The sequence below is a fragment of the Bacteroidia bacterium genome (genome assembly GCA_033391075.1).
GTDB lineage: Bacteria > Bacteroidota > Bacteroidia > J057 > J057 > JAWPMV01.
In genome coordinates, this window is the sequence record JAWPMV010000001.1 from 5,813,981 (window position 1) to 5,837,764 (window position 23,784).

Consider the following 23,784-nt stretch of genomic DNA (forward strand, 5'->3'; position numbering starts at 1 on the left):
GGTAAGGCCTGCCTGATATTTGGTTCAATTAAATTCGTTTAATCGTATATTTTTATGAATGTATTAAATGAGTTTATAAACCAAATCGATCTTTTTTATCCTCAAAACAAACCATGGCAAAAAATAGAAACCAGGCAAGCTTGCGGACAAGGGCCTCAAGAATCGGAGGCGGAGCTATCCTGCTCTGCGCCTTGCTCATAGGGGTACTTTCAACCCAAAGAAATAATGAACTTCCCAATATTAAGGATACAGATAGTCCTGAGGTCCTTGAAACGGAATCTCTGAATAAAGTCGAGAAACCTCTGCTAACAGAAGCTCCGGCTGAGACAGAAGTAATTGAAATCACGGCTAGACGGACAGAGTCTGAAAGTACAACAGCTGTCGCTTCCGTTGAGCAAACAGCCTCTAGTGTTCAATACGGAAGTTTCCAGGCAGAAGTAGAAGGCAATGATGGCAAAGTGCGTTGGAGCACCTTATTTCAGCGACATATCAAAACCTTCGAAATACAGCGCTCCCTGGATGATGAAAATTATGAAGTAATCGGGAGAGTAGATGGAGAAGGTTCAGGCTCGTATAGTAAAGAACAGGTCTATGAATACATAGACAATAGCCTTGCTACGGTTCAAATGCCCCGGGTTTATTACCGAGTCAAACAGATCGGCTTCGATGGCCTGGAAGATTTCAGTGATGTAATCGAATATGAATTTGGACTGGATCTGGGCCTTTATTCCAGAATTGAAGAAATCCAGGACGGAAAAATCAAGTTGCTCTATGCTGCCGACAGAACTGGCCCTATTTCCTTGCGTTTTTTAAATGTAGCGGGAGAGATCATCGATAGCCACGAATTGCAGGCGGATTTTGATCCTCAGGCTCTCGCCATTGATGCAAGCAGCTGGAAGGAAGGCAAATATTTTTTGCAGCTACAAGATGAAGCTACCTCTGTGATGGAGCAATTTATTTACAAAAAATAAAGACTAATACTTATATATAGAGGAAGACACCCTACGGGGTGTCTATTTTATTTTCAATAGTTGGTGTGCTCCTGCACGCTTGCACAAAAGAAGCGCACGCTTATTCGTTTGCAGTGGTTTATAAGTGACCAAAAGCCGTACTTATGGTCGATTTAAAATTAACCATGGAAACTACTGATTATCCATTTGCATTACGAAAACGAGCCTTATTTTTGATCAAAGGCTTGTCTGCAAAATCAGCAATTCCTGCCAAACGCTCTGTCATCGACTCGACAACTATCACTCAACAGAGCCCTGATCAAAGCCCTTATCGCAAGACCCCATATCCGACTTTTAGTCGGCAAGTAACTCTCTACAGCCTCTCTTTGAGCAAAGGGCTTCTGGTACCTCTAAAGAAATCTAATACATCTAGTCTGAATTAAGCTAGGAATTAGCACATATGCATTAATGAAGGCCAGGTCAGGGAATAAAGTATTTCCTGAACCTGGCTTTTTATATTCCAACTTCCTCTCTCAATTCCCGTCTTTAAACTGGATGAAGCGAAAACCTCTCATGAGATTTTTCGAACCTGCATTTTGGATTGCAGGCCTAAGTTTCCTGGCATTTTCCAACCCGGAGGAAGAGCATATGTCTTTATGTGTGTTTAAGAATCTCGGATGGGAGAATTGTTGGGGATGCGGGATCGGGCATTCAATCTCCTATATTTTCAGAGGAGAATTTGCTGCCTCTTTCGAAGAACACATCTTTGGAATTCCCATATTCATCATCCTGGTATTTCACATTGTTCACACATTAATCAAGATAAAAAAGACGCTATGAGCCAAGATCTAATCATGTTCTTCCCCGATGCAGATCCAGAAGAATTACACTATTTGGAAGACGTAACAGAGGGATTTGATGAAAAACAGCTCCAGATGTTTGCTGCCATGTATCGCACCAAACGACAAAGCACCCAAACCATCTTACTGACTACGCTTCTCGGTTTTATTGGACTTGCGGGAATCAACCGTTTTCTGATGAATCAAATCGGAATGGGTATTGCCTATCTCCTGACCGGAGGATTTTGCCTGATCGGTACCATCATTGATGCCATCAATCACAAAAGAATGACCCTCGATTTCAATATTGCCCAAATGAATGAATGCGCAAGCATCGTTATGAGAAGAGGGTAGAAAAGTCAGAATAAGGATTAGCGATTGGAGAAGGGAGAGGGAAGTCGTAAAGTGATTTCACTTTCTCCCATTTGAACCCTTTCCCGCGAGCCTCATTTCCCTTAATGCTCAATTAATGGAAATGTGCTGCAAGTCCTTTTATCTTATGGCCAGGCAGGTCGTTTCCTTTTTTTCATACAAAGGGAAAAGGGCCATGAAGGGAAGGATTCAAATCTGGCCAGATAAATAATTCTTTATCTGAGTTAGCAGTCAGAAAGCTCTTGCTTTCCCTTCAATAAAATATCCTAGTAAGTTTTATACTATGCAGGCTTCTTTCATAGAGGGCTGCATTTTGTTTTCTGCCTGAAATATGGGATTTTTAGGAGCATAAGAAGAAAACACAAAATCATATGAAAAAGCTAGCTATCACCTGTCTAATCCTAAGTGGATGGTTTACACAACTGGGAGCACAAGACCTTCAAGATCAATTGGTTGATGAACTTTGTACCTGCGTCACGGAAGAAGTAAGCCCGGATGCAGATGCAGAAACGGTAAAAATGGAACTGGGCCTTTGTATGCTCAACATTACCTCTGGCCGTAGCAAGGAAATTGAAGAAGAAATGGGCATAGACCTCAGTTCGCCGAATGGATTTCGAGAATTTGGCGAACAACTCGGAGGCGTACTGGCCCTGAAATGTGAAAAATTTGTCGAACTCCTTTTCCAGGCAAAAGATGGAGAAGCCAGCCTGGCCGATGAAGCCATGGAAGAACGAAAGGGAGAGGTCAATAGAAAAAATACACGCAGCTACGAAGGAAAAATAGAAAAACTTGCCGGAAATGATATCATGATCCTTCGACTGAGTGGAGGCGAGGAATTCTATTGTATAGACGAATTTACAGGCTTTGGCTTACTAAGATTTAAAAAGGACCTTATTGGAAAAGAAGTTCAACTTACCTACTTCAGCCGAAAAGTCTTTGATAAAGATTCTTTTGAATTTGTCGAACGAAAAATCGTCAGTACGTTGGAAATGAAATAATTTCCCCTAATCCATGTCCGCACACACACAAAAGTTCCTGAGGAATCCTTCGCTCTTATGGTCAGGAGGCATTCTCATGGCCTATCTCTACTTTTGTTATCTGATGCTGGATATCAGCTTGCAGTACATTCCCTTTGATACAGATGTCGCCTTTCTACGAATCAAGCAGGATTACATAGAACTGAAGCATTATAAGCTGGCCTTCTTTACCCATGTCTATACCTCTTTTTTCTGTTTACTAGCAGGCTTTACCCAATTTTCTCCCTATGTCCGTAAAAAACTCCCGGCCTTGCACAGATCCGGAGGATGGCTCTATGCAGTAAGTATCCTCTTTCTGGCTGCTCCTTCCGGTTTTATAATAGGCATTTATGCGAATGGAGGCCTTCCCTCGCAAATCGCCTTCTGCTTATTGGCTTTGCTCTGGATATGGACGACGGGAAAAGCGATTTGGGAGATCAAAGCGAAAAACTACCAGGCACATAGATTCTTTATGATTCGAAGTTTTGCCCTGACGATGAGTGCCATTACGCTCAGGGCCTGGAAATACATTATCGTTGCCTTATTCCACCCCAGACCTATGGATGTTTATATGATCGTAGCCTGGTTGGGATGGGTACTCAATCTTTTACTAGCAGAATACATCATTTATAGATTAAAAAAATGAAACGATTCATCTTTCCCCTGCTCTGTCTTTTCCTCTTCGCATGTGGAGAAGAAAAACAAGCTCCAGAGACCGCAGAAACAAGCGCAAGTGAGCAAGCTCCTTCAGAAGAAATTGCTGTCTCAACGCCTCCTTCTTCTGAAAATCCAGCTGTCCTGGACCATGATCCCCTGGGCATGTATGTGGGTTCTTTTGAAGCTGCAAAATATGGGGCAGGCAATGCTCCCTCTTATAGCAATCTGATCAATATCTCCATCAATCGGATAGAGGAAGATAAAGTCTATGGTCATAGCGTAGTAGCTGGAAATATCCGCCCATTTGAAGGTAGTTTAAAAAAGGTCGGTGATACCAATTATATGGTAGAGGCCAAAGAACCCGGTGATGATCGCTATGATGGTTCATTCAAATTTTCGATCATACTGGGAACAAAACCTTCTATTAATGGAACCTGGGTAGCCAATGATACAAAGCTTGCCGTAACAGAACGTAAGTATGAGTTGCAAAAAAGGAAGTATGATTATAATCCCGAATTAGATTTGCCAGAATCTGTCACCTATGATGGGCTCTATGATACCTGGAGTGGAGATGAAGCAGAAACCCTCACCTCTTCGGTAACACAACTCAATGCCTCCAAAGCTTTACTCAAAAAACAAGAGGTTGAAAATCTGTATAAAGCCGATTTAGAATTTATCAGAAATGCAGTATATGCCCGTCATGGATACTCCTTCAAAAATCGTAGGGTTCGTTATGTCTTTGACAACTATGTGGACTGGTATATCCCGATTTCTACTGACATCCGTGATCAATTAACAGAAGTAGAAAGAGAAAACATTGCCCTACTCAAACGCTATGAAGAACATGCTGAGGAGTATTATGATTCTTTTGGTCGATAAATAGAATATTCCTTTTTTTGAAAAAAATTATCCCCTCAATTATGGGTAGTAAAGTAAAATTATACGACGTATTTGGTGAATTGCTCTATGTCCTGGCTATGGCGGATGGAGTGATTCAGGAAGAAGAAATTGAAACTCTGGAAAAGATGCTTGCGGATCATCCCTGGGGTAAGGAGATCAAATGGTCCTTCGATTATGAGCGCAAACAGGAGAGCGACATAGAAGACCTCTACAAAAAGGTAATCCTCTTTTGCCAGGACTATGGTCCTGATCCTGAGTATCAGGCCATGTTGGATGTCATGGAGAAAATGGCAGAGGCTTCTGCCGGCGTAGACAAATCAGAAAAAACAGTTATGGACAGCTTTACCAAAGGGCTGACCGAGCGTTTTAAAAAGGATATTAAAAATTTGAGAGATTCAGGTCAATAGACCTGAATCTTTTCTGTTTTATCAATTCCCTCACCTTTCAGCTTCAGGAAATATACACCTGGGGCTACCCGCGCCAAATCCAGTTCGAGGTATACAAAATTACCCGCTACAGGCAGGTTTTGATACAAAACTCTCCTTCCATCCGCAGCGATCAGCTCTGCTTCAATTTCCGGAGCTTCCTGATCTATCGCTACATATAGGAAGCTACCGCTTCTTACAGGATTAGGATAGGCAAACTGATCGGGATTATCCAAGGCAGGATTTTCTACTCCCTGGAAAAGATTCTTGGCTTTAGTGAAGGCATCAACGCCTACTTTTTCCCCAATCAATCTTCCTGGGATATCATCTGCAGGTGGGTGAATCCCTCCCCAGATACGCGAGAGACTGGTCTGGTCTGATGCATCTCTATAAGTCGCCCATTGCAGAATAATGTCCTGACTAGGCCCATCTTCAAATACCAGAAATTCATTTTGCCTGGCTACAAACTCTCCCATACCTCCCGGAAAAAACGGATCTCCCGTAAACATAGTCAGGACTTCAGATGCCGCTCTCGAATAGGTTGAATGCCCGGAAACATATCCAGCAAAGTTTGGGGTAACAAAACTGGGCCGCTGATAGGGCCACCAATTTTCCCCCAGTATCCATCCTACCCCGGCAACTGATGTATCCGGATCAATGATGAAATCCGGTCCTCTCCAGGCCTTTATTTTAATTTTACCAATATTCTGCTGTTGAATCCCTGCAAGTGGATCACCGGCTCGTACCAGTTCCACCAGGCCTGGCGTAAGCTCGATCCCATTAGGATCGTAGTTCTCGTCATTGGGATCAGAAGCCTGTCCTCTCGCGATCATCAATCGTAAAGCAGAAACAGGCCGTACATAATCATAATATCCTTTGATTCCCCAGGCGGAGATGGCAGCATCATGCATGGCCCCACCCAATGTCAGATAGGTTTTCACATCCCATTCCAAATCATCCAGGATATCTCCCTGTCCTTCAAATCTTTTCACCAAATCAGGATGATCCGACACATAGTTTAGAATCGTAAACCAGTGTCCGGGAGGCGTTTCAGAATCCGGACCATCGGCCCAAAATTCAGCCAGAACCCGAGCATAATCCCCACGAGGAACCATTTGAGGTTCATAAGGCTGTCCGGTAGCTGGATTGAGTGCATGTCCCGTACCAATATCACCTCCCTCCAGTTCTTTATAGAAGTTAGGAAGGTCTTCTATGGTTTGCGGAAATTCATCAATATTGGTATTGCCCAAAGCTCCCGGAGAGATGTCCCACATCACTCCATCACTGGGATCAAGATGGGAAGACCAGAGGGCTACAATTTCGAAGCCCCATTGATAATCAGTGTAATCATTATTTTCACGATCCGTAGGCAAATAGGGCGGCGGACCGGGATCATGGTAGACATAAAAGTCGGTTCCGAATTTCTCATATAGAGTCAGATCAGATCGATTCAGGGCAAAAGGCAATACTTTCCCCCATTCTGGACTGAGGAAAGGAGGCACATCTCCAGGGATGGGATTTCCGGATTGATCAATGAATATCTGAAAAGTAAGGGGTTGCCAGCGATTGGGATCCGTGATAAAGGGGTTTCCCTGATCATTGGGATCCATGGGGAAGTTTAGGGGAACATAGTATTCATTTCTATAGTCCTCTTCCTCATTTGATCCATCGGTTCTCCCGTAGTTGATCAGACCCTGACCGACATAATTACCCAGAGCAGAAGGATTGCCATTTTGATAGGCAACAGAAATATCATTGATATCATAACCCAGAGCCGTCATGAGGGAATCGACTCTATCCATGGTTTCCTCAGCACCTGGAGAATTTTGAAAACGATGTCTGATTAAGCGAGCCATAGCAAAACTCATGGCCTCTTCTCTTGCTTCCTGAATATCTCCGGTATAAGGAAAATCTTCAAAGGGCAAGGGAAAACTATGGAGGTTCTTTCCGAGAAAATAGGTTTCTGCCCCATCTTCAAAAACTGCCCATATATCATACATGGCAACCGATGAATGAAACAGATTTCGGGCATGTACAGTAGGCCGGGCAAAATCTGTCCGGATCGCTTCCAGCAAAACTTCATTCCATTTACGGGCCACAGAATGTTGAGCCAGAATATCCTGGGGAAAGAGGATCAGAAAAGATAATAACAGGTACAGGCAGGCTAAAATTCTCATGCTCTGGTTGATTAGTAAAGGTTAAGTGCAATATCAATCATTTTCTATACTTGATCCAGACTCTTGTATGTGCTCTTCCTCTAAAAAAGAAATACAAAAATCAATTTCAAGAATAATGATGGCTACTAAATTGGGTGAAAACAAAGATACATATAATCTCCTGTATATGACATAAAGGCTAGATGCTAATTCAATTGCTTTTTGTCACTATTAGAGTCGTAATTTTCTTTAATTTCGCTGCGCATACCTAAGACAATTATCCAAGTTCAAAGCCCTATTTATGAAGTATATTATTGAAAGCGAAAGAGTAGGCATGAGAGCCTGGAAAGCTTCTGATCTCGATGAATTAGCGGCCATTAATGCCGATCCTGAAGTCATGAAATATTTCAACAGAAGTCTGAATAAGGAGGAGAGTGGAATCATGATGCAGCGGCTGCAAAAACAGTTGGAGGAAAGAGGCTATACCTATTTCGCTGCCGAGGAAAAATCCACAGGAGGATTGCTGGGATTTGTAGGCTTACACTTCCAGGATTATGAGGCTCCCGTCAGGCCTTTTGTAGACATTGGGTGGAGGTTAAAAAGAGCAGTTTGGGGAAAAGGATTTGCTCCCGAGGCTGCTAAAGCCTGTTTAGCCTTTGCTTTTGAAGAATTGGGCCTGGATGCGATTTACTCCGTAACTCCTTTACAGAATTCCCCCTCGGAACGGGTCATGCAAAAAATCGGCATGAAGAAAATCGCAGAATTTGGACATCCCAAAATTCCGGACGACAGTGAGATCAAAGTCTGCGTCTTTTACGAAATCAAGAAAGAAGATTTCTAATTAATCCTTAGCGATCAAGTCTTCCTCCGTCAATTCATGAACCGTAGTCTTGTCTCCATCCGGAGTCAAGGGAAGATTGTTGGCTTCGCGTACTTGCTCTACAATGATGCGGGAACTTGGTGCGATGTGATCCAACCAGGGCTTGGCATAGAGTCCCATAGTAATCATCAATACAACCAAAGGCATCATCACGAATACTTCGCGTCCAGTCAGGTCGACCAGGTTCTTGTTCTCCTCTTTATCCAGCGTACCAAACATTACGCGACGGAACATCCAGAGTAGATAAACTGCAGCGATTACCACACCGGTTGCGGCCAGAATCGGGAAGACGTTTGAAATGATCTCAGAATCGAAGGAACCGAGCAGGATCATAAATTCTCCCACAAATCCATTCAATCCTGGCAGACCTACTGAGGCCATAACGGTGATCAGGAAGATAAAGGTATAGCGAGGCATCTGCTTGGCTATCCCCTGATAGTCAGAAATCTTACGGGTATGGCGACGATCATAAATCATTCCTACCAGTAGGAAGAGTCCACCCGTAGCGATACCGTGGCTCACCATTTGGATGACAGCTCCACTCAGGGCTTCTTCTGTAAAGGCAAAAGTACCCAGAACGATAAAGCCCATATGAGAGACCGAAGAATAGGCCACCAGTTTTTTGATGTCCTTTTGCACCATAGCCGCCATTGCTCCATAGATAATTCCTACTACTCCAAGTATGGCCATATAAGGCGCAAACTCTACAGAGGCATGCGGGAAGAGTGGGAGACAAAATCTCACCAATCCATAGGAGCCCATTTTCAAGAGTACCCCTGCCAGAATTACCGAACCAGCAGTAGGTGCCTGAACGTGAGCATCCGGCAGCCAGGTATGTAAGGGAAAGAGCGGAACCTTGATGGCAAAACTTAAGGCAAATGCCAGGAAGAGCCAGGTTTCGGCCGAAGCAGTTATGTCCGAATACTTAACCATCACATTGTAATCCGTAGTGAAATAGACATTGGCCATTTCAGGATTTGCTGCGAGGAGTTCCGGATTATTGAAGTCGATATGTGAACCCAGGTAAATGATGGCTACCAGCATCAGGAGGGAGCCGACCAGGGTGTAGAGGAAAAACTTTAGAGAAGCATATACTCGATCCTTTCCTCCCCAAATCCCAATCAGGAAATACATCGGGATCAGTACCATCTCGAAAAAGATGTAGAAAAGCAGCATATCCAGCGAAACAAAGAAGCCCAAAACCCCTACTTCCAGCAATAAGAGCAAGAAATAATAGGCTCGAGGACTTTTATCAATGCCCCAGGAAAAGTATATGGATAAAGGGAATATCAGGGTCGTCAGCATAATGAGATAAATAGATATCCCATCGACTGCCATCGTAAAGTTTATGTCAAAATTTCCCGCCGTGAGCCAGTCAAAACTGAAGTAGAATGCAAATCCTTCCGGGTCAGCGTATAAGGTATCACTAGACATCCTGCCAAAGAATTCATACAGGACAACCAAACTCAAAACAAAAGGTATCATCGAAACCCAAAGAGCTATCGTTTTGGATAGGTCTTTTTGACCGGGTTTTAGAAAAGCAATGATAATAGAACCAATTAGCGGAGAGAATACTAATATGGGAATCAGTTTTTCCGAAAGGAGATTCACGTGCGGTAATTATTAAGTAGTAGAAATAGCTTTTTTCAAGCTTTAAGGTATGTAATATATAACCTTTTTCACGGATTACCAATCTGGAAAATAGGGCTTGTGCATTATCAAAAACAGGCCCATCAAAGGATGTCATCTCGAAGCTTGCCAGTGCGCGGAAATGCGGGCTGAGAGATCATGTATTAGTAGAGAACACAGAAATACAAGTTCCCTCGGCGCACAGGAGCCAAAGCGCATTCCAGCCTCAGGATGACAAGAGGTTTTGTGGCTTTTGCGCCATCTGTCCCTTCTATTGCATGATATAATTATATGGCCTGCGCGCACATTCCCATTTCAAGGGGAATGGGGATCGCGCGAAGGGGTCAAAAGGAGGTCAAAGCCCCCTCGCGTACTCTATCGTCGCATTGATATAGGCCTGGGCGATCTGTTTCACCCGTGAAGAGACCACAATCCCTTCAATCTCAAAATCCTTTTGATTGAACATCAGACTCTCAGCAGCATTGTCCTGACAAAGGCTTTCCCCATACACAAGCGGACCTTTAATCATCCGACTCAAACTCAGGTTGCGGGCATACACCCCTTTCTTATCCGCAAGGATAGAGGCATTCGTCAAATAGCCCAAATCCTGACTTTCTTCTACAATGGGAACTTCCGTAAGAAATAGAGAATGCCGAAGAAAAAGATCAGAAAGCTTAACAGAAGCTTCAATGTCTTCTGGGCTAAGCAGCAAACGCAGAAAATCCACCCGATCTACTCCTTTGCTCAATTCCCCTTTCATAAAAGAACCCGGCACAAAAGCCATAGCGTAATTTTCTTCGGTAGGGATAAACTCTCCCTCCTCATTGCGATTGAGCCAATTGGGCGCATCGACATTGTAGTGGATGATGAGGGTGAGGTCCGGTTGATAATTGTTGATGATCCTTGCGCGATTGTTGAGGTCTTGTCGGACGAAAAAGTGATTGAATATCTTATCCTCGGGCGCTTTCTTTCGATAATATACTTCTTGCTCTTCCGTGATCACTCCTTCCTTCAAACTTGCTTTCAAGGTACTGTCCCATTTTTCCTCCTTCCAATCCCAATACTCATATCCCTGCGTACTCAAGCCGGCCTCTCTTCGGCTCATAAAGACCTCTGCCCCCAATTTCTCCAACTCTTCCCGAACCACATGCGCCGTAGACAGATTGAGGTTAGCTTCGAAAAATGAAATGGCCTCATTATCCGAACGAGGACTTCCCGCCATTTTTACATACTTCCCTTCCAGTTCGGCGATTTGCATATTTCCTGCCATATGTCCGGGATCGAGGGCAACTTTCAAACCCTGAAGCGGAAGATCGCTGCTATCCTGGTAGTGAAAAGAAGTCTGCTTCCTTTCGCCCGAAAATCCCTTGCTTACATATTCCCCCCAAGGCTGACTTCCTTTTTCATCCAACAAGTCCAACATCTCCTCACTATCCTTAGCCTTGAGCAGGTTTCGGGTGAGTTCATATTCTTCGGGATAAATTTGCCACATAGCCAGGCCTTCCTCCGTCGGGAGAAAGCGAATGCCCTGTTCATCGATCTCAAATTCTTCCAGGAGAATGGGATCTTTAATGAGCAAATCCAATTGTTTCTGAAAATCAATGCCGGGAGCAGGGGCTTGTGTTTGCCCTTTCAATTCAGGTTTACAGCTTTGCATCCCCAAAAGAAGAAATGGGAGGAGGAGGTAGAGAATGTGATTCTTTCTTTTCATCAGAAATAGAAAGAACAAAATTTAGTCCAAAAGAAAAAAAGGGAACCTTGGAAAAGATTCCCTTAAAACGGATAAGAAACTACTACTACTTACTATGCGCAACTATTAAGATTCTATAACGCCTCATAAATCCATCATTCACTATACAAATCTATGTCTCTGAAACAGAATTACATAGGCATTTTAGGGGCATTACTTTCATGGAAAAATCGCAACAGCAGGCAGGATATTTCGACAGAATTAAACATTTAGGTCCTTATTCATCAATTTTTCCTAAGAATAGGGTAAAATTCTTGCGTTAGTTGCCAAACTTGCAGGACAGGGATTTTTGCATATTTTTGCCTCTGAAAAGAGAAATTCAATTCGCCGCCTTTTGTAGCGGCCCAATCATACTACTGAATCCATTCGCCCCTCGATTCACGCTTATTTCAAGATTTATGAAATACATTAACGAAGCAAACTGTAAAGACCGCAGAGCCCTGATCAGGGTTGATTTCAATGTGCCCCTCGATGGCGACCTGAACGTAACGGATGATCGCCGGATTCGTGAGGCGGTTCCTACGATCAAACATATCCTGGAAAATGGAGGATCGGCTGTGCTGATGTCTCACCTCGGCAGACCCAAATCCGGTCCTGAAGATAAATTTAGTTTAAGGCATGCGATTTCTACTTTAAAAAAATATGTGGATGCGCCCATTCATTTTGGAGAAGATTGCATCGGAGATGAAGCCTTTGAAATGAGTGCAAATCTCAAGCCTGGCGAATTATTGCTTCTCAACAACCTTCGTTTTTATGGAGAAGAGAAAAAGGGAGATGAGGCTTTTGCTGAGAAGCTCTCCAAGCATGGAGACTACTACGTGAACGATGCTTTCGGTACAGCACACAGAGCCCATGCAAGTACGACCATCGTAGCCCAGTTTTTCGAAGAGAAATATTGCGGGTTTTTGTTGAAGAAGGAGATCGAAAATGCCGAAAAAGTAGTCAACAATAGCGAGCGTCCGGTTTGTGCGATTATGGGTGGGGCGAAAGTATCTGACAAAATTCAGATCATTGAGAACCTGTTGCCGAAAGTAGATTACCTCCTCATCGGTGGAGGAATGGCCTTTACCTTCCTGCGAGCCAAAGGATACAAAATCGGAAAGTCTCTGTTGGAAGCTGATAAAATTGCCACAGCCGCTTCTCTTTTGAAGCGTGCAGTTAGAGAAAACACCCAAATCCTGACGCCGGTGGACTCGGTAGTTTCGGATGTATTTGGCGAAGATGGAAGAGTCGACATCGTCCGCAATGAAAACTTCCCGGATGATATGATGGGACTGGACATTGGGCCACAGACCTTCGACTACTATTTCGACACCATCGTCAAGTCCAAAGTCATCTTGTGGAACGGCCCTATGGGTGTATTCGAAATGGAGAAATTCGCCAAAGGAACCCTGGCCGTAGCCGAAGCCGTAGTCGAGGCCACCAAAAACGGCGCCTTCTCCCTCATCGGTGGAGGAGATTCCGCAGCCGCCATCGCCAAAGCCGGACTGGAAGCCGAGGTTTCCTATGTGTCCACAGGTGGAGGTGCTTTGTTGGAGTATCTGGAAGGCAAAACCTTGCCGGGTATAGCTGCCTTGGGCTAGAGTTACTTTTACTGAAAATCAGAAAGGCGTCATTCCCGGAGGGGGGTGGCGCATTTTTGTTTAGGGGAATGAAATTTTGTAGTATTGGAATAAGTTGCGGGTGTGAAGAACTCCTATTTCACTTTATTTTTTCACAGTGTGATAGTATCCTTACTGCTTGAGGGTATTTAGTACCTAAAAAGTGTGGATAGCTAGGATATAATAAGAGCTAAACGAAATAACTTCGTATACGCTAATGTTAGGTGGCATTATAAACAAAAACTAAACTTTCAAAATGAAGTATCCGAGTTCAATTGATAAAGAAATTCAAATAGTAAAAGAAATAGTTTCTGATTGGCCTGTTGAAGTCGATTTCAACAATGTAATTAAATGGATTCTTCAGTTTGACACAGAAGATTTTGAAATTCCTCTACGAATAATTAAATATTTGAATGTCGTTGGATATGATGATTTAAACAATGCTCTTACTGTTGCATATAGTAAGCTTGAGAGGATGGCTAATGAAAAAGGCACAAAAATCACCAACAAAAATACTTTATTTGCGGGTATTGGAGATGGAGGGAAAAGTGGTGCAATGATTAGCTATAACTTTAGGTTAACCAATGAATTATCTGAGGAGAATTTTTTAGATGATGAATCAATAATCTTCATTGAGGAAGGACGGATAGAAAACATTGTCTTAGTAGATGATATTGTAGGAACAGGTAATCAAGCAGTAAAAGAGATAAATAAATTAGCAGAAAGCGTTATTCCTCTTGGAGTTAAAAATATTTTCTTATTGACTGCTATTGGAATGAAAGAAGGAATAAGAAAAGTTGAAAAGGAAACAAGTGCCTTCATTTTTTCTGCATTCGAATACGATAGTATTGATTCAGTTAGTTCATTGGATTCAGTATTTTATGAAGGTATTGAACACGAGCAAAGAAGTATCTTAAAAGAGAGAATAGAGTATTATGGAAAAAGTGTTTCAAAATCGCCATTAGGTTATGGAGGCTTAGGACTGTTAATAACTTTTTATTACAATACTCCTAATTCAACACTGCCTGTTATATGGAGTTCATTAAATTCTTGGATACCACTATTTAAACGTGTAAGGAAAATAAACGGAATAGCATCTTATTATCGCCAAATTGATGGAGCAAAACCCAAAAGAAAAACAAGGAAAGATTCAAAAGAACTAATCTTATTCGTTGAAGGGAAAACAGATGAAATATTCTTTGAACTTTTATCGCCAAGAATAAAAGAAGAATTAGGCGTTGAAAAAATTAATGTTATATCATTAGGTGGAGGATATCGCTCAGAGAAACTTATTAAGAATTTAGAGAAGTTTTCAATTTCAACATACATCTATGTGATTGAAAAAGACGAACGCTCAATAGGCTACATGGAGATATCAAAAGAATATTTAAAAAATTCACCATTTATCGAAGCTCCAATTCTTGCAAAATATTTTGATTTAGTAAAGGTTTGGAATGATGAAGAATACAGAAGAGCATTTCATAGACTTAGGCTAAAAGAGATAGAGTTAACTGAAGAATCAATGCCAGAGTTTGAACGACATTTCTTAAGAGGGCTTCCTATGTCAATGAGACAGAGATATTTAGAAAAACTAATAATTAAATATCCAAACATTGAAGAAATAGATAATTTAATTCAATTAATAAAAGAAAAGTTTATTGAAATAAAAACGCCACCTAACAAAAGCTAAAAACGTCCATAGTTCCCATACGGTCACTACGGCGTTTAGCTTGAACGTTAACTTTAAAAAAACTCCCTCTAAATCAATTTAGGGGAGAATAAAGAATTAGTAGTTCTAAAGTTCCTTTAATGCTTGTTTGTTAATCTTTAAAAAATAGCTAATGTTAAATCTTCAATTGGAGCACTGGGTGCTACCAGTTTTACAGAATTAATACCTACTTCTCGTGATTGTCGAGACGAATATAATTCACTCACTCCTATGATCTCACCATTCGCTGCTTTCAAGACGAAATAATACTTTTGGTTGGTGGATATTTTTCGCTCATACCTATTATCATAGGGGGAATTACGTTTTACAGATTCAATTCCAGATAAACAGGATGATTTAGAAGTATAACCTTCACTTTTCAATATTATTTCACCATTTCTTGCTTTCAATCTAAATCTGTATTCAGATCCAGATTTATAAAGTTGATACTTTGGATTTTTCATAATGATTTTTTTTAAAATGAATTTGAATTAAGATGATCTTACAACAGAACTTAGAAAATAAAGCAAAGCACTGATTACTAAGGAAGCAACAATTGCTTCGGCTAACTCACCTTTTGCATTTAAGCACAAATTTCCTTTGCAGATTGAAATTTCTTGATTTGAAAACTTCTTCATTGATTTAATATTTATATATTGATTAATATTTTACCTCAACATTTGTCATGAGGCATTTGACAAGAACATTTTATTTAAACTCTAAATATTCTATTAACCAATGCTGAAAGATTTCTATTTTTTGCCATCGGAATGGAAAAATAATTTGGATTCTCAGCTATTATGATTGAGAATGTATTATTCTAATGAATGAAGAAGCTGCTAATAAGTTGAATTCGATTGATTTAGAGGATTTAATCCCTCGAATGGAATATTATCTTCTTTTTCGATTGAAGGGAATTGGAGAAAAGGATCTAGGAGGATTGACTCTGCAAGATTTTATTTTTAATGTTATTGAAAAAGTCCTTTTAGGTGTTCGTCATTGGGATGAATCTAAAGGAATTAAGTTTGAGGAATTTCTTTTTGGCTGCCTGAAAAGTGAGATATCTGAATTCTATCGAAAACAGAGAAACACAACTTCACAAATACCAGAAAATCATGTTAGTTCTTCGGAAAGCGAACTAGAAGTTTCAGAGATTAGAGATCTAGTAACCAAATTTTTAAATGAAAATCGTGCCACTAAACTGGAATTAGATATATTTGAATGCTGGGCTGAGGGAATAGTTAAACGAAAGGAAGTAGCATATATATTAGATGTCCTACCTGCCGAGATCGACAATGGTACCAAAAGATTACTAAGGAAGTTGAATGTTTTTAAGGTCAATAATAAATGGATTCATGAGTAAGGAAACAGAAAATTGGATTCATGATGCAATGCTCGATTTTATAATTAATGCTAAAAAAGAGAGCATTTCAGATTTATTAGATGAATCATATGAAGATGAAGCATTCGAAGCCTTAGAAAAAAGGAAAGCATTTATACGTAGGCTTCAGTTTACATCTAAAGCAATAGCAAATAGAGAAAACCAAAAGCAACTTCTTAGTAAAGTTGCCAAAATCCTAAAAAAAGGTTTGGAGGAACATAAAGGTAAGCCAATCCAGAAATTAAAAGATATCTTAGAGACTAAACAATCCTTATCATTTCAATTTAGAAATTTGGAAAAACTAAGTGAAGAAAATATTATCGAATTACTTGTTGATATAAATTTAGTTGAATTATTAGATGAATTGACTGATGAGACCTAAAGTTTTAACCAAGGCTCCTTACAAAGCAAAAAAACTTCTTGAATACGTGGGACTTAAAGAAATAACTAATTTCCCATTAGAGACATTAATTGCTGGGCTTGGCGCAATTTTAATTGAAGAGCCATTAGTTAGTTGTGATGGAAGAATAATCCATGGCAAGCACAATACGATAATAAAAGTGAACAGTGAAATACAGTATGAAGCACGAAAAAGATTCACTATTGCCCACGAAATAGGGCATTTGCAGTTACATAAAAATATACCAATACATAACGATACTTCAAACACTTTAAACTGGTTCCATAGAACAGAAAAAAAACTTGTGAAGGGGATTCAAGAACTCGAAGCAAATGAATTTGCAACAGAATTATTGATGCCTGATAAATTATTTTATGAACAAGCAAAAGGGGAAATATTTAGTCCAGACTTATTAGTGTCCTTATCAAATAGATTTAAAACTAGTATTACATCAACTATCTTTAGATATCTTCAATTTCCTCTACATCCAATTTTTATTTCATTTATAAGCAATGGAATTGTCCAATATTGGAAAAAATCTGACGATCTAAGAGTTTGGGTTAAGGATTTAAATAAACTTCCTCCTCCCTCCGATTCAGTCAGCAGAGAGTATATAGATTTCAATTATGGCTTCTTGTACAGTGGTCGTGAAAAAAAACAAGAAATTTCGAAATCTACATGGTTCGAAATTTCTAACCGAGAAGAAGATTCTATTTTTTATGAATACTGTATACCAACAAAAAAGTATAAAACAATTCTCAGTGTAGTTTGGGAAAATTAAATAGAGCTAACAAAATCTATCCCTAATTCTACGCTAAAGCTACGTAATATAGATAACGATTAGTTATCCATCCAAACCATTCCCACATCTGTACAAAACCCACTCATTCTACTGTAGCCACACACTAACGGCCCCGTATCATCCAACCCCTCCCAAAAAATAATCCCCAAATCCTCCCTATCTTAGAAATAACGAACAAAACCCCACCCTCATGAAACGTCGATCATTTCTAAGCGAAACATCTGCCGCACTAGCTACGCTAGGCCTAAGCCAGTTGGCTTACCAAAAAAGAACTCCCCAAACCACCCAAGACACCCTCAAATCATGCATCACCCTGGATCAGGAAAAGGTATTTTTCTACGCAGAGGCCATCAAAGAGCCCCTAAAAGTCATCCACATAGCCGATACCCATTTGTTTCGGGACGATGAGCGAGGCCTGCCCTACCAGCAGTACAGCAATCGCATAGCACATCCGTTCTACGACAGGCAAGCAACCTAATTAAACAAAGCTTCCCCATCCTCATCTTAGTCGTCGATCTTTTCCACTTTACAATTATTTTCCTTAAATTTGTTCAATAAAAACAATTGTTCATGTTTCATGAACGAAACAAAAAAATGAACGAAAAAGAAAAGGATATCCTCGATTTCGCCTTCTTTCATCTCAAACAGGAATTGGGTAGTAAGCTAAAAAGGAAGGAGCCTCCTGTGCAAAGTATTGCCCCAGGCTATGATGCAATATTTACTATTGCAGGCAAAAAAATCTATGTGGAGGCTAAAAATGAAGTGCGTCCCAATCATGTCTTTGCTTTACTAGACCTAAAAGAAAGCCACAAGGAAGTTCTTATAGCAGCAAATTACATTACGCCTAATGCGAAAAAAATGCTGCGAGAAAAAGAGCTCAACTACATAGATCGGGTAGGAAATACATACTTCCGCCTAGATCCTATCTACATTTATGTAGAGAGCCATCACAATCAACCCCCTTCTGAAGACAGGAAAAATCGGGCATTTACGAAAACAGGAATAAAACTGGTCTTCCACATTCTGCATACTCCTAATTTACTGAATACAAGTTATCGGAACATTGTGAGTCATACAGGAGTCGCCCTGGGAACTGTTCCCAAAGTGATTGCAGGCCTGAAGGAAGAAGGCTATTTAGTAAAAAAGATAAAAAAGGAATGGGTTATAAAAGCCTATGATGAATTACTGAATCGTTGGCAACATGAATACACAAAAAAATTAAAACCAGGCCTATTTGTAAAGAGATATCGATCCATAGCTCCCGACTTCAATACGAACTGGAGAAAGATGCCCCTACAATCAGGAGCTCAATGGGGCGGGGAAGCGGCGGGCGATTTGCTAACCAATTACTTAAAAGCTGAAGTACTTACCCTCTATACGAATCAGTCTCAGCAAGACCTCATAAAACAATATAAATGGATACCAGATCAGTCAGGAAGTATCTTTGTGTACAAACAGTTTTGGAACCCAGAGCTTGAGCCGCATTCACCCAAATACGTCCCGGCTCTTTTGATATATGCTGATCTCATAGAAACTGGAAGTAGTAGATGTATGGAAACAGCAACTATGATTTATGAGCAATACCTACAAAAATATTGAGGACTATGCCTTCGGAGAGCATAAGGAAGCATTTATATACCTAATGAAAATTTTTGATGCTTTCTCTTTGCGATATTTTCTAATTGGGGCACAGGCAAGAGATGTCCATTTCTTCCAACAAGGGATCAAGCCTATTCGCGGAACCAGAGATATTGATTTTGCAGTTATGGTAGAATCAATGGAGCAATACAATGAGCTATTTGAGAAATTAAAAGAAAATGGATTTGAAACTACTGCTGAGCCCTATAGATTGATATGGAATAAAGGTCAAACGGTAATTGACCTACTCCCATTTGGTCAGATTGAACAGGATCATACCGTGAATTTCGATGAGCGAGAGATTGAAATATCTGTACTTGCTTACAGAGAATTAAATGAAGAATTGGAGGAGTATTATCTGGACGAAGAAAAGTCTATTTCAATACCTGTTCCCCCTCTTCACGGATTATTTATGTTAAAGCTCTTATCATGGGATGATAAAAAGCCAGGGAGGGAAAAGGACCTAAGAGATCTAAGTCAAATCCTGGAAAATTATTGGAATTTTGTAGAAAACGAGGCTTATGAACAGCATATGGATCTTTTTGATAATGAATTCCAAATGGATAAAGCTGCAGCACGGATTCTTGGGCGACACCTAAAAAGAACGATCCATAAATCAGAGGCCTTAAAGAAGCGAATCCTTAAGATACTGGAAGAACAAGCTACGAAAATATACCCTCCGGGCCTTCTTCTACAAAAATTTTCAGTTGAAAGAGATAAGTCTTTAGAGGAAGTCAAATCCTTATTAGATGAAATATTGAAAGGAATAAAGGAGTAACAAGCAAACACAGCCCTACATCATCTCTCTATCTTAACTGTTTATGCTAGCAATTTGTAAAGCATTGTCCTTCCCATCTAAAACACCATAAAGTTTCCAAATAGAAACATTTGTTTTGCATCTTGTTTCCAAATGGAAACCTTATGGAATCAAAGAGACCGTGCACGTCTGTCAAACGAAAAAGGATTATAGGAAGATTTAGATGAGAATATTAAGCTTTCAAGAGTAAGCAGAAATTCACGCTTGAGCAACCAGCCAATGGAGTACTAATAAGGTTCTCAAGATTGGGTCCTCACCCCAAAAAATAATCCCCAAATCCTCCCTATCTTAGAAAAGACGAACCAAAACCCCACCCTCATGAAACGTCGATCATTTCTAAGCGAAATATCTGCCGCCCTAGCTACGCTAGGCCTAAGCCAAATCGCTTACAAAAAAAGAAGTCCTCAACCCTCCCAGAATCCCCTCAAATTATGCATCACCCTGGATCTAATTGTAAAGCGGCTTCCTATCAAAACTAGGCACTGATCAACAAAGTATAGCATAAACTCGAAACCCTTAACAATTCCAGATTTCTAAGACATATCCCATTTTTTACGTTGAATCTCTTGTTTTTCACGCCTATGTACTTTGCCTTTCCCCTATAAAAAGAATGGCTTAATTTGTAGCATGCAAGGAGAAATACGCAAGGGTTTTTCATTATCCATGTATTGGAGATGCCAGCTGATTGGCTGGGGGCTTGTCTCTTTACTTTGGCTTTATATTTCCTTGTTCAGAGATAACTATACATGGTATCACTCCTTCATAAACTACTTCTTTGATGTAGGGATTTGCATTGGACTTACCCATGTCTACCGAAATCTAGCAAAGGAAGGAAAATGGGGTCAACTAGATATAAAAAGCTTGTTCTGGAAAGTCGTTCCAGCCTTACTTATCCTATCATTTCTTTTTATGCTGCTAATGAATCTCAAATGGTCGACCTTTGTCTATTTGATTGGAGGCCACAATAGATTTCTGCAAAATTTGTGGGCCTGGAATCCTGTCTTAATTACCGGTTTGCGGCACATGTCGATTTGGCTGTTAGGATACCATTTGTATCATTTTTACCAAAGAGAAGTCCAGACTACCAAAATAAATGCGCAACTTTCTCTTATTGCCAAACAAGCCCAGTTCGACAATTTATCAGCACAGCTCAATCCTCATTTTTTATTCAATTCACTCAATTCTATCAAGTCTTTAATTCTGGAGAACCCAAAAATTGCCAGAAGAGCCGTGGATTTGTTATCCGACCTATTGAGGTTTTCCCTTTATCAAAAGCGAGACACTACGATTCCATTAGAAGAGGAAATCACATTGGTGAAAGATTATATCGAACTGGAAAAGCTACGATTTGAAGAAAGACTTATCGTGAAATTTGAAATAGATGAAAAGCTGAATAAAACCAGGGTTTTACCCTTGAGCATTCAGCTTTTGGTTGAAAATGCCTTAAAGCATGGAATTGATAAAGAAATGGAGGGAGGACTTCTTTCTATTTCTATTCAGGAAGTTGAGGGCTTTGCAGAAATAAAAATTCATAATCCAGGACAACTTAGCAATGAAAATACACACGGATTGGGATTGAAAAACTTAAACGAACGCCTTCAATTATTATATAAAGGAGAAGCACATTTTACCATTGAAGAGATGTCTGATACTACTGTTTTGGCAACTTTGATTTTACCTATAAAGCATCATGTATAAGACCATAATTATTGACGATGAACGCCTGGCTCGCGAAGAAGTAAAAAGGGCACTTGAAAGCTATTCAGAATTTGAAGTGCTGGGGGAAGCTAACAATGTAGATAATGCCAAATATTTGATTGAGCGCACGAATCCAGATATTATCTTTTTAGATATTCATATGCCTAAGAAATCAGGTTTTGACTTATTAGATGAATTGGTAACTGTACCTGAAGTAATTTTCACAACGGCATACAATCAATATGCAGTACAAGCCTTTGAAGTTAATGCCCTTGACTATTTGGTGAAGCCCATAAGGGAGGAACGTTTTTCCAAAACAATTGAGAAAATTAAAAAAGGCTTTAAGAAAAAAGAAAGAGACGAGCCTTTTCTATTGCATCGTAAAATTTTCATCAAAGATGGTCAGCATTGCTACTTCATTCCTATTTCCAGCATTAGCTTGATTGAGTCGGTCGAAAACTATGCAAGAATTCATTTTGATGGTCAACATGTAATGATCAAACGCTCCCTAAATCATTTACAGGAAAAACTGGATCCGAGCTTATTTTTCAGAGTGAATCGAAGTCAGATCATTAATACAGAGTGTATCAGCGAAATACATCCACACTTCAATAACAAATTGAAAATCACCTTATCGACCGGAGAAGTTTTAGAAGTCTCAAGTCGTCAATCAGCCAAATTTAAAAAGTGGAATAGTATCTAAAATTTATCCGATTTCTTCTTCATTATCTACCCATTTTAACTGGAATGGGCCAACTGACTAATGCCTAAAAAAAATGAATATCACGATCTTCCATAAGCTAATAATTCCCAGCCTTTTATTGATTTTGACCTTACTGAATTTTGCTTGTCAAACAGCAGAAAGTGCAAAATTACGGACTGCGAAAAGCAGCGCTTTAGATTCACTTGCATGGGTGCAAAAGGAATCCTATAAGTTGCCGGCTTTGGCTGTCGGAATTATCAAAGACGATAAGATAATATATGCTAAGGGCTTTGGGGTACGCAGCCTAAGTTCCCAAGAGGCAGTTACTACAAAATCTATTTTTCATATGGCCTCTGTATCCAAGCCTTTTACGGCAACTGCCATTATGCAACTCGTAGAACAGGGAAAAATAGACTTAGATAAGCCTCTTATCAGCTATCTACCCTATTTTACTATGCTAGATAAGCGCTACAAAGACATAAGAATCCGACAGATGCTCAACCACACTTCTGGTCTTGCCGATGTGGAAGATTATGAATGGGACAAGCCACAATTCGATGTGGAAGCAGCCGAGAGATATAGCCGTGAGTTTCATAATGATTCTTTGGATTTCGCGCCCGGTACAGATTATAGTTACAGCAATACTGCCTTTAATATTTTGTCTGATGTCATCGCCAAAGTGTCTGGATTGACTTTTGAAGATTATATGAAGACACACATTTTCGAGCCAGTGGGAATGACTAATAGTACCTTTTACCAACCCGATGTCCCCAAAAGTCTCGCCACTCAACCTCATATTTTAGATCAAAGCTTCAAGGTTAAAGTAAGTCCTACTTATCCCTATAACAGAATTCATGCACCGAGTTCTACCCTTCAATCCAATATTGAGGATATGTTGAAATGGGCGCAACTTTATTTAAACAAAGGGACAATCAATGGGAAACAAGTTTTTAGCGAAAGCACCTATGAGCAACTCATCAAAGCCCAAGTAAGTATTGGCGGCAAGGATAGTATTTGTATAAGTTGGTTCTCAAGGTCGCTGGGTACGTACAAAAAGTATGAGCACAATGGGGGTGATCTTGGTTATAAAACCCATTTTGCTTTTCTACCCGAAAAATCCATGGCTGTTGTCGTGATGACCAATGGTCATTACTTTCCCGCCTGGATTTCTGCCGACACTTTTTTGCAATTGGTTTTGGATGAAAAGCCCTTGCAGCCCTGGGCAATTCCTATTCACCTAAAGTTAAGCGAACATATCCTAACAGATGGGGTGGAAAAATGCAAAGAGATCTATTTCCACGAAAAGGAAAACAATCCCGATCAATATCTTTTCATGCCTTGGTGTTTGACAGAATTCAAATACTGGCTCCTCGACCGAAATCACCAAACAGAAGCCTTAGCGATTGAAAAATTTAGTCAGGAATTAAAGGCTATGAAAGAGTAGCACCTTCATAGGAATACC

At 40.2% G+C, this 23,784-nt stretch carries 24 protein-coding genes; 20 read left to right on the top strand and 4 right to left on the bottom strand.

Annotation, left to right across the window (positions count from 1 at the left end; translation table 11 throughout):
• Positions 1–113: 113 nt before the first annotated feature.
• The 8 genes from R8P61_23080 (at position 114) to R8P61_23115 (ending at position 5,141) form a co-directional block, all read left to right on the top strand.
• Positions 114–971, top strand: a complete 858-nt coding sequence (locus R8P61_23080) for a hypothetical protein (GenBank protein ID MDW3649975.1) — start codon at positions 114–116, stop codon at positions 969–971.
• Between the two features lie 164 nt (positions 972–1,135).
• Positions 1,136–1,393: a hypothetical protein gene (locus R8P61_23085; protein ID MDW3649976.1), complete on the top strand. Its 258-nt coding sequence runs from the start codon at positions 1,136–1,138 to the stop codon at positions 1,391–1,393.
• Between the two features lie 130 nt (positions 1,394–1,523).
• The gene (locus R8P61_23090) at positions 1,524–1,790 is read left to right on the top strand and encodes a DUF2752 domain-containing protein (GenBank protein ID MDW3649977.1); all 267 of its coding nucleotides are present in this window, start codon (positions 1,524–1,526) and stop codon (positions 1,788–1,790) included.
• Entirely contained in the window at positions 1,787–2,143 is a 357-nt protein-coding gene (locus R8P61_23095; GenBank protein MDW3649978.1) for a TM2 domain-containing protein, read from the top strand. The genes R8P61_23090 and R8P61_23095 overlap by 4 nt, the downstream gene beginning before the upstream one ends.
• A gap of 389 nt (positions 2,144–2,532) precedes the next feature.
• The gene (locus R8P61_23100) at positions 2,533–3,159 is read left to right on the top strand and encodes a hypothetical protein (protein ID MDW3649979.1); all 627 of its coding nucleotides are present in this window, start codon (positions 2,533–2,535) and stop codon (positions 3,157–3,159) included.
• Positions 3,160–3,172: 13 nt separating this feature from the next.
• A complete protein-coding gene (locus tag R8P61_23105; GenBank protein ID MDW3649980.1) occupies positions 3,173–3,823 on the top strand; it encodes a DUF2306 domain-containing protein in 651 nt (216 codons plus the stop codon).
• Positions 3,820–4,713, top strand: coding sequence for a YARHG domain-containing protein (locus tag R8P61_23110; GenBank protein ID MDW3649981.1), 894 nt, complete (start codon positions 3,820–3,822; stop codon positions 4,711–4,713). The genes R8P61_23105 and R8P61_23110 overlap by 4 nt, the downstream gene beginning before the upstream one ends.
• 41 nt (positions 4,714–4,754) lie before the next feature.
• Positions 4,755–5,141, top strand: coding sequence for a TerB family tellurite resistance protein (locus tag R8P61_23115; protein ID MDW3649982.1), 387 nt, complete (start codon positions 4,755–4,757; stop codon positions 5,139–5,141).
• Here R8P61_23115 and R8P61_23120 read toward each other — a convergent pair.
• Positions 5,135–7,336, bottom strand: a complete 2,202-nt coding sequence (locus tag R8P61_23120; GenBank protein MDW3649983.1) for a T9SS type A sorting domain-containing protein — start codon at positions 7,334–7,336, stop codon at positions 5,135–5,137. The genes R8P61_23115 and R8P61_23120 overlap by 7 nt on opposite strands.
• Before the next feature lie 280 nt (positions 7,337–7,616).
• On the opposite strand from R8P61_23120, the gene R8P61_23125 reads away from it, so the two are divergent.
• Entirely contained in the window at positions 7,617–8,156 is a 540-nt protein-coding gene (locus R8P61_23125; protein ID MDW3649984.1) for a GNAT family N-acetyltransferase, read from the top strand.
• Here the strand turns inward: R8P61_23125 and R8P61_23130 are convergent, their stop codons facing one another.
• Together R8P61_23130 and R8P61_23135 are read right to left on the bottom strand one after the other, a co-directional pair.
• Entirely contained in the window at positions 8,157–9,806 is a 1,650-nt protein-coding gene (locus tag R8P61_23130) for an NADH-quinone oxidoreductase subunit M (protein ID MDW3649985.1), read from the bottom strand.
• 373 nt (positions 9,807–10,179) lie between these two features.
• The gene (locus tag R8P61_23135; protein MDW3649986.1) at positions 10,180–11,535 is read right to left on the bottom strand and encodes a hypothetical protein; all 1,356 of its coding nucleotides are present in this window, start codon (positions 11,533–11,535) and stop codon (positions 10,180–10,182) included.
• 437 nt (positions 11,536–11,972) lie between these two features.
• Between R8P61_23135 and R8P61_23140 the strand changes: the two genes are divergently transcribed.
• Positions 11,973–13,157, top strand: coding sequence for a phosphoglycerate kinase (locus R8P61_23140; GenBank protein MDW3649987.1), 1,185 nt, complete (start codon positions 11,973–11,975; stop codon positions 13,155–13,157).
• A 274-nt stretch (positions 13,158–13,431) separates the two neighbouring features.
• Positions 13,432–14,865 carry a phosphoribosyltransferase gene (locus R8P61_23145; GenBank protein ID MDW3649988.1) on the top strand — a complete coding sequence of 478 codons (1,434 nt, stop codon included), beginning with the start codon at positions 13,432–13,434 and terminating at the stop codon, positions 14,863–14,865.
• Positions 14,866–15,002: 137 nt separating this feature from the next.
• On the opposite strand, the gene R8P61_23150 is transcribed toward R8P61_23145, so the two are convergent.
• Positions 15,003–15,347 carry a YegP family protein gene (locus R8P61_23150; GenBank protein ID MDW3649989.1) on the bottom strand — a complete coding sequence of 115 codons (345 nt, stop codon included), beginning with the start codon at positions 15,345–15,347 and terminating at the stop codon, positions 15,003–15,005.
• Between the two features lie 359 nt (positions 15,348–15,706).
• Between R8P61_23150 and R8P61_23155 the strand changes: the two genes are divergently transcribed.
• The 9 genes from R8P61_23155 to R8P61_23195 all read left to right on the top strand — a co-directional run bounded on the left by R8P61_23155 (position 15,707) and on the right by R8P61_23195 (position 23,766).
• Complete coding sequence (locus R8P61_23155; GenBank protein MDW3649990.1) at positions 15,707–16,246, top strand: hypothetical protein; 540 nt, start codon at positions 15,707–15,709, stop codon at positions 16,244–16,246.
• Positions 16,239–16,646, top strand: a complete 408-nt coding sequence (locus R8P61_23160; GenBank protein MDW3649991.1) for a hypothetical protein — start codon at positions 16,239–16,241, stop codon at positions 16,644–16,646. The genes R8P61_23155 and R8P61_23160 overlap by 8 nt, the downstream gene beginning before the upstream one ends.
• On the top strand, positions 16,636–17,445 hold the full coding sequence (locus R8P61_23165; protein ID MDW3649992.1) for an ImmA/IrrE family metallo-endopeptidase: 810 nt from the start codon (positions 16,636–16,638) through the stop codon (positions 17,443–17,445). Before R8P61_23160 ends, R8P61_23165 begins: the two co-directional genes overlap by 11 nt.
• Positions 17,446–17,656: 211 nt before the next feature.
• The gene (locus tag R8P61_23170) at positions 17,657–17,944 is read left to right on the top strand and encodes a hypothetical protein (GenBank protein MDW3649993.1); all 288 of its coding nucleotides are present in this window, start codon (positions 17,657–17,659) and stop codon (positions 17,942–17,944) included.
• A 116-nt stretch (positions 17,945–18,060) separates the two neighbouring features.
• Complete coding sequence (locus R8P61_23175) at positions 18,061–19,065, top strand: type IV toxin-antitoxin system AbiEi family antitoxin (GenBank protein MDW3649994.1); 1,005 nt, start codon at positions 18,061–18,063, stop codon at positions 19,063–19,065.
• On the top strand, positions 19,040–19,882 hold the full coding sequence (locus R8P61_23180; protein MDW3649995.1) for a nucleotidyl transferase AbiEii/AbiGii toxin family protein: 843 nt from the start codon (positions 19,040–19,042) through the stop codon (positions 19,880–19,882). The genes R8P61_23175 and R8P61_23180 overlap by 26 nt, the downstream gene beginning before the upstream one ends.
• 948 nt (positions 19,883–20,830) lie before the next feature.
• On the top strand, positions 20,831–21,619 hold the full coding sequence (locus R8P61_23185; GenBank protein MDW3649996.1) for a histidine kinase: 789 nt from the start codon (positions 20,831–20,833) through the stop codon (positions 21,617–21,619).
• Complete coding sequence (locus R8P61_23190) at positions 21,612–22,322, top strand: response regulator transcription factor (GenBank protein MDW3649997.1); 711 nt, start codon at positions 21,612–21,614, stop codon at positions 22,320–22,322. Before R8P61_23185 ends, R8P61_23190 begins: the two co-directional genes overlap by 8 nt.
• 73 nt (positions 22,323–22,395) lie before the next feature.
• On the top strand, positions 22,396–23,766 hold the full coding sequence (locus R8P61_23195; GenBank protein ID MDW3649998.1) for a serine hydrolase: 1,371 nt from the start codon (positions 22,396–22,398) through the stop codon (positions 23,764–23,766).
• Positions 23,767–23,784: the final 18 nt, after the last annotated feature.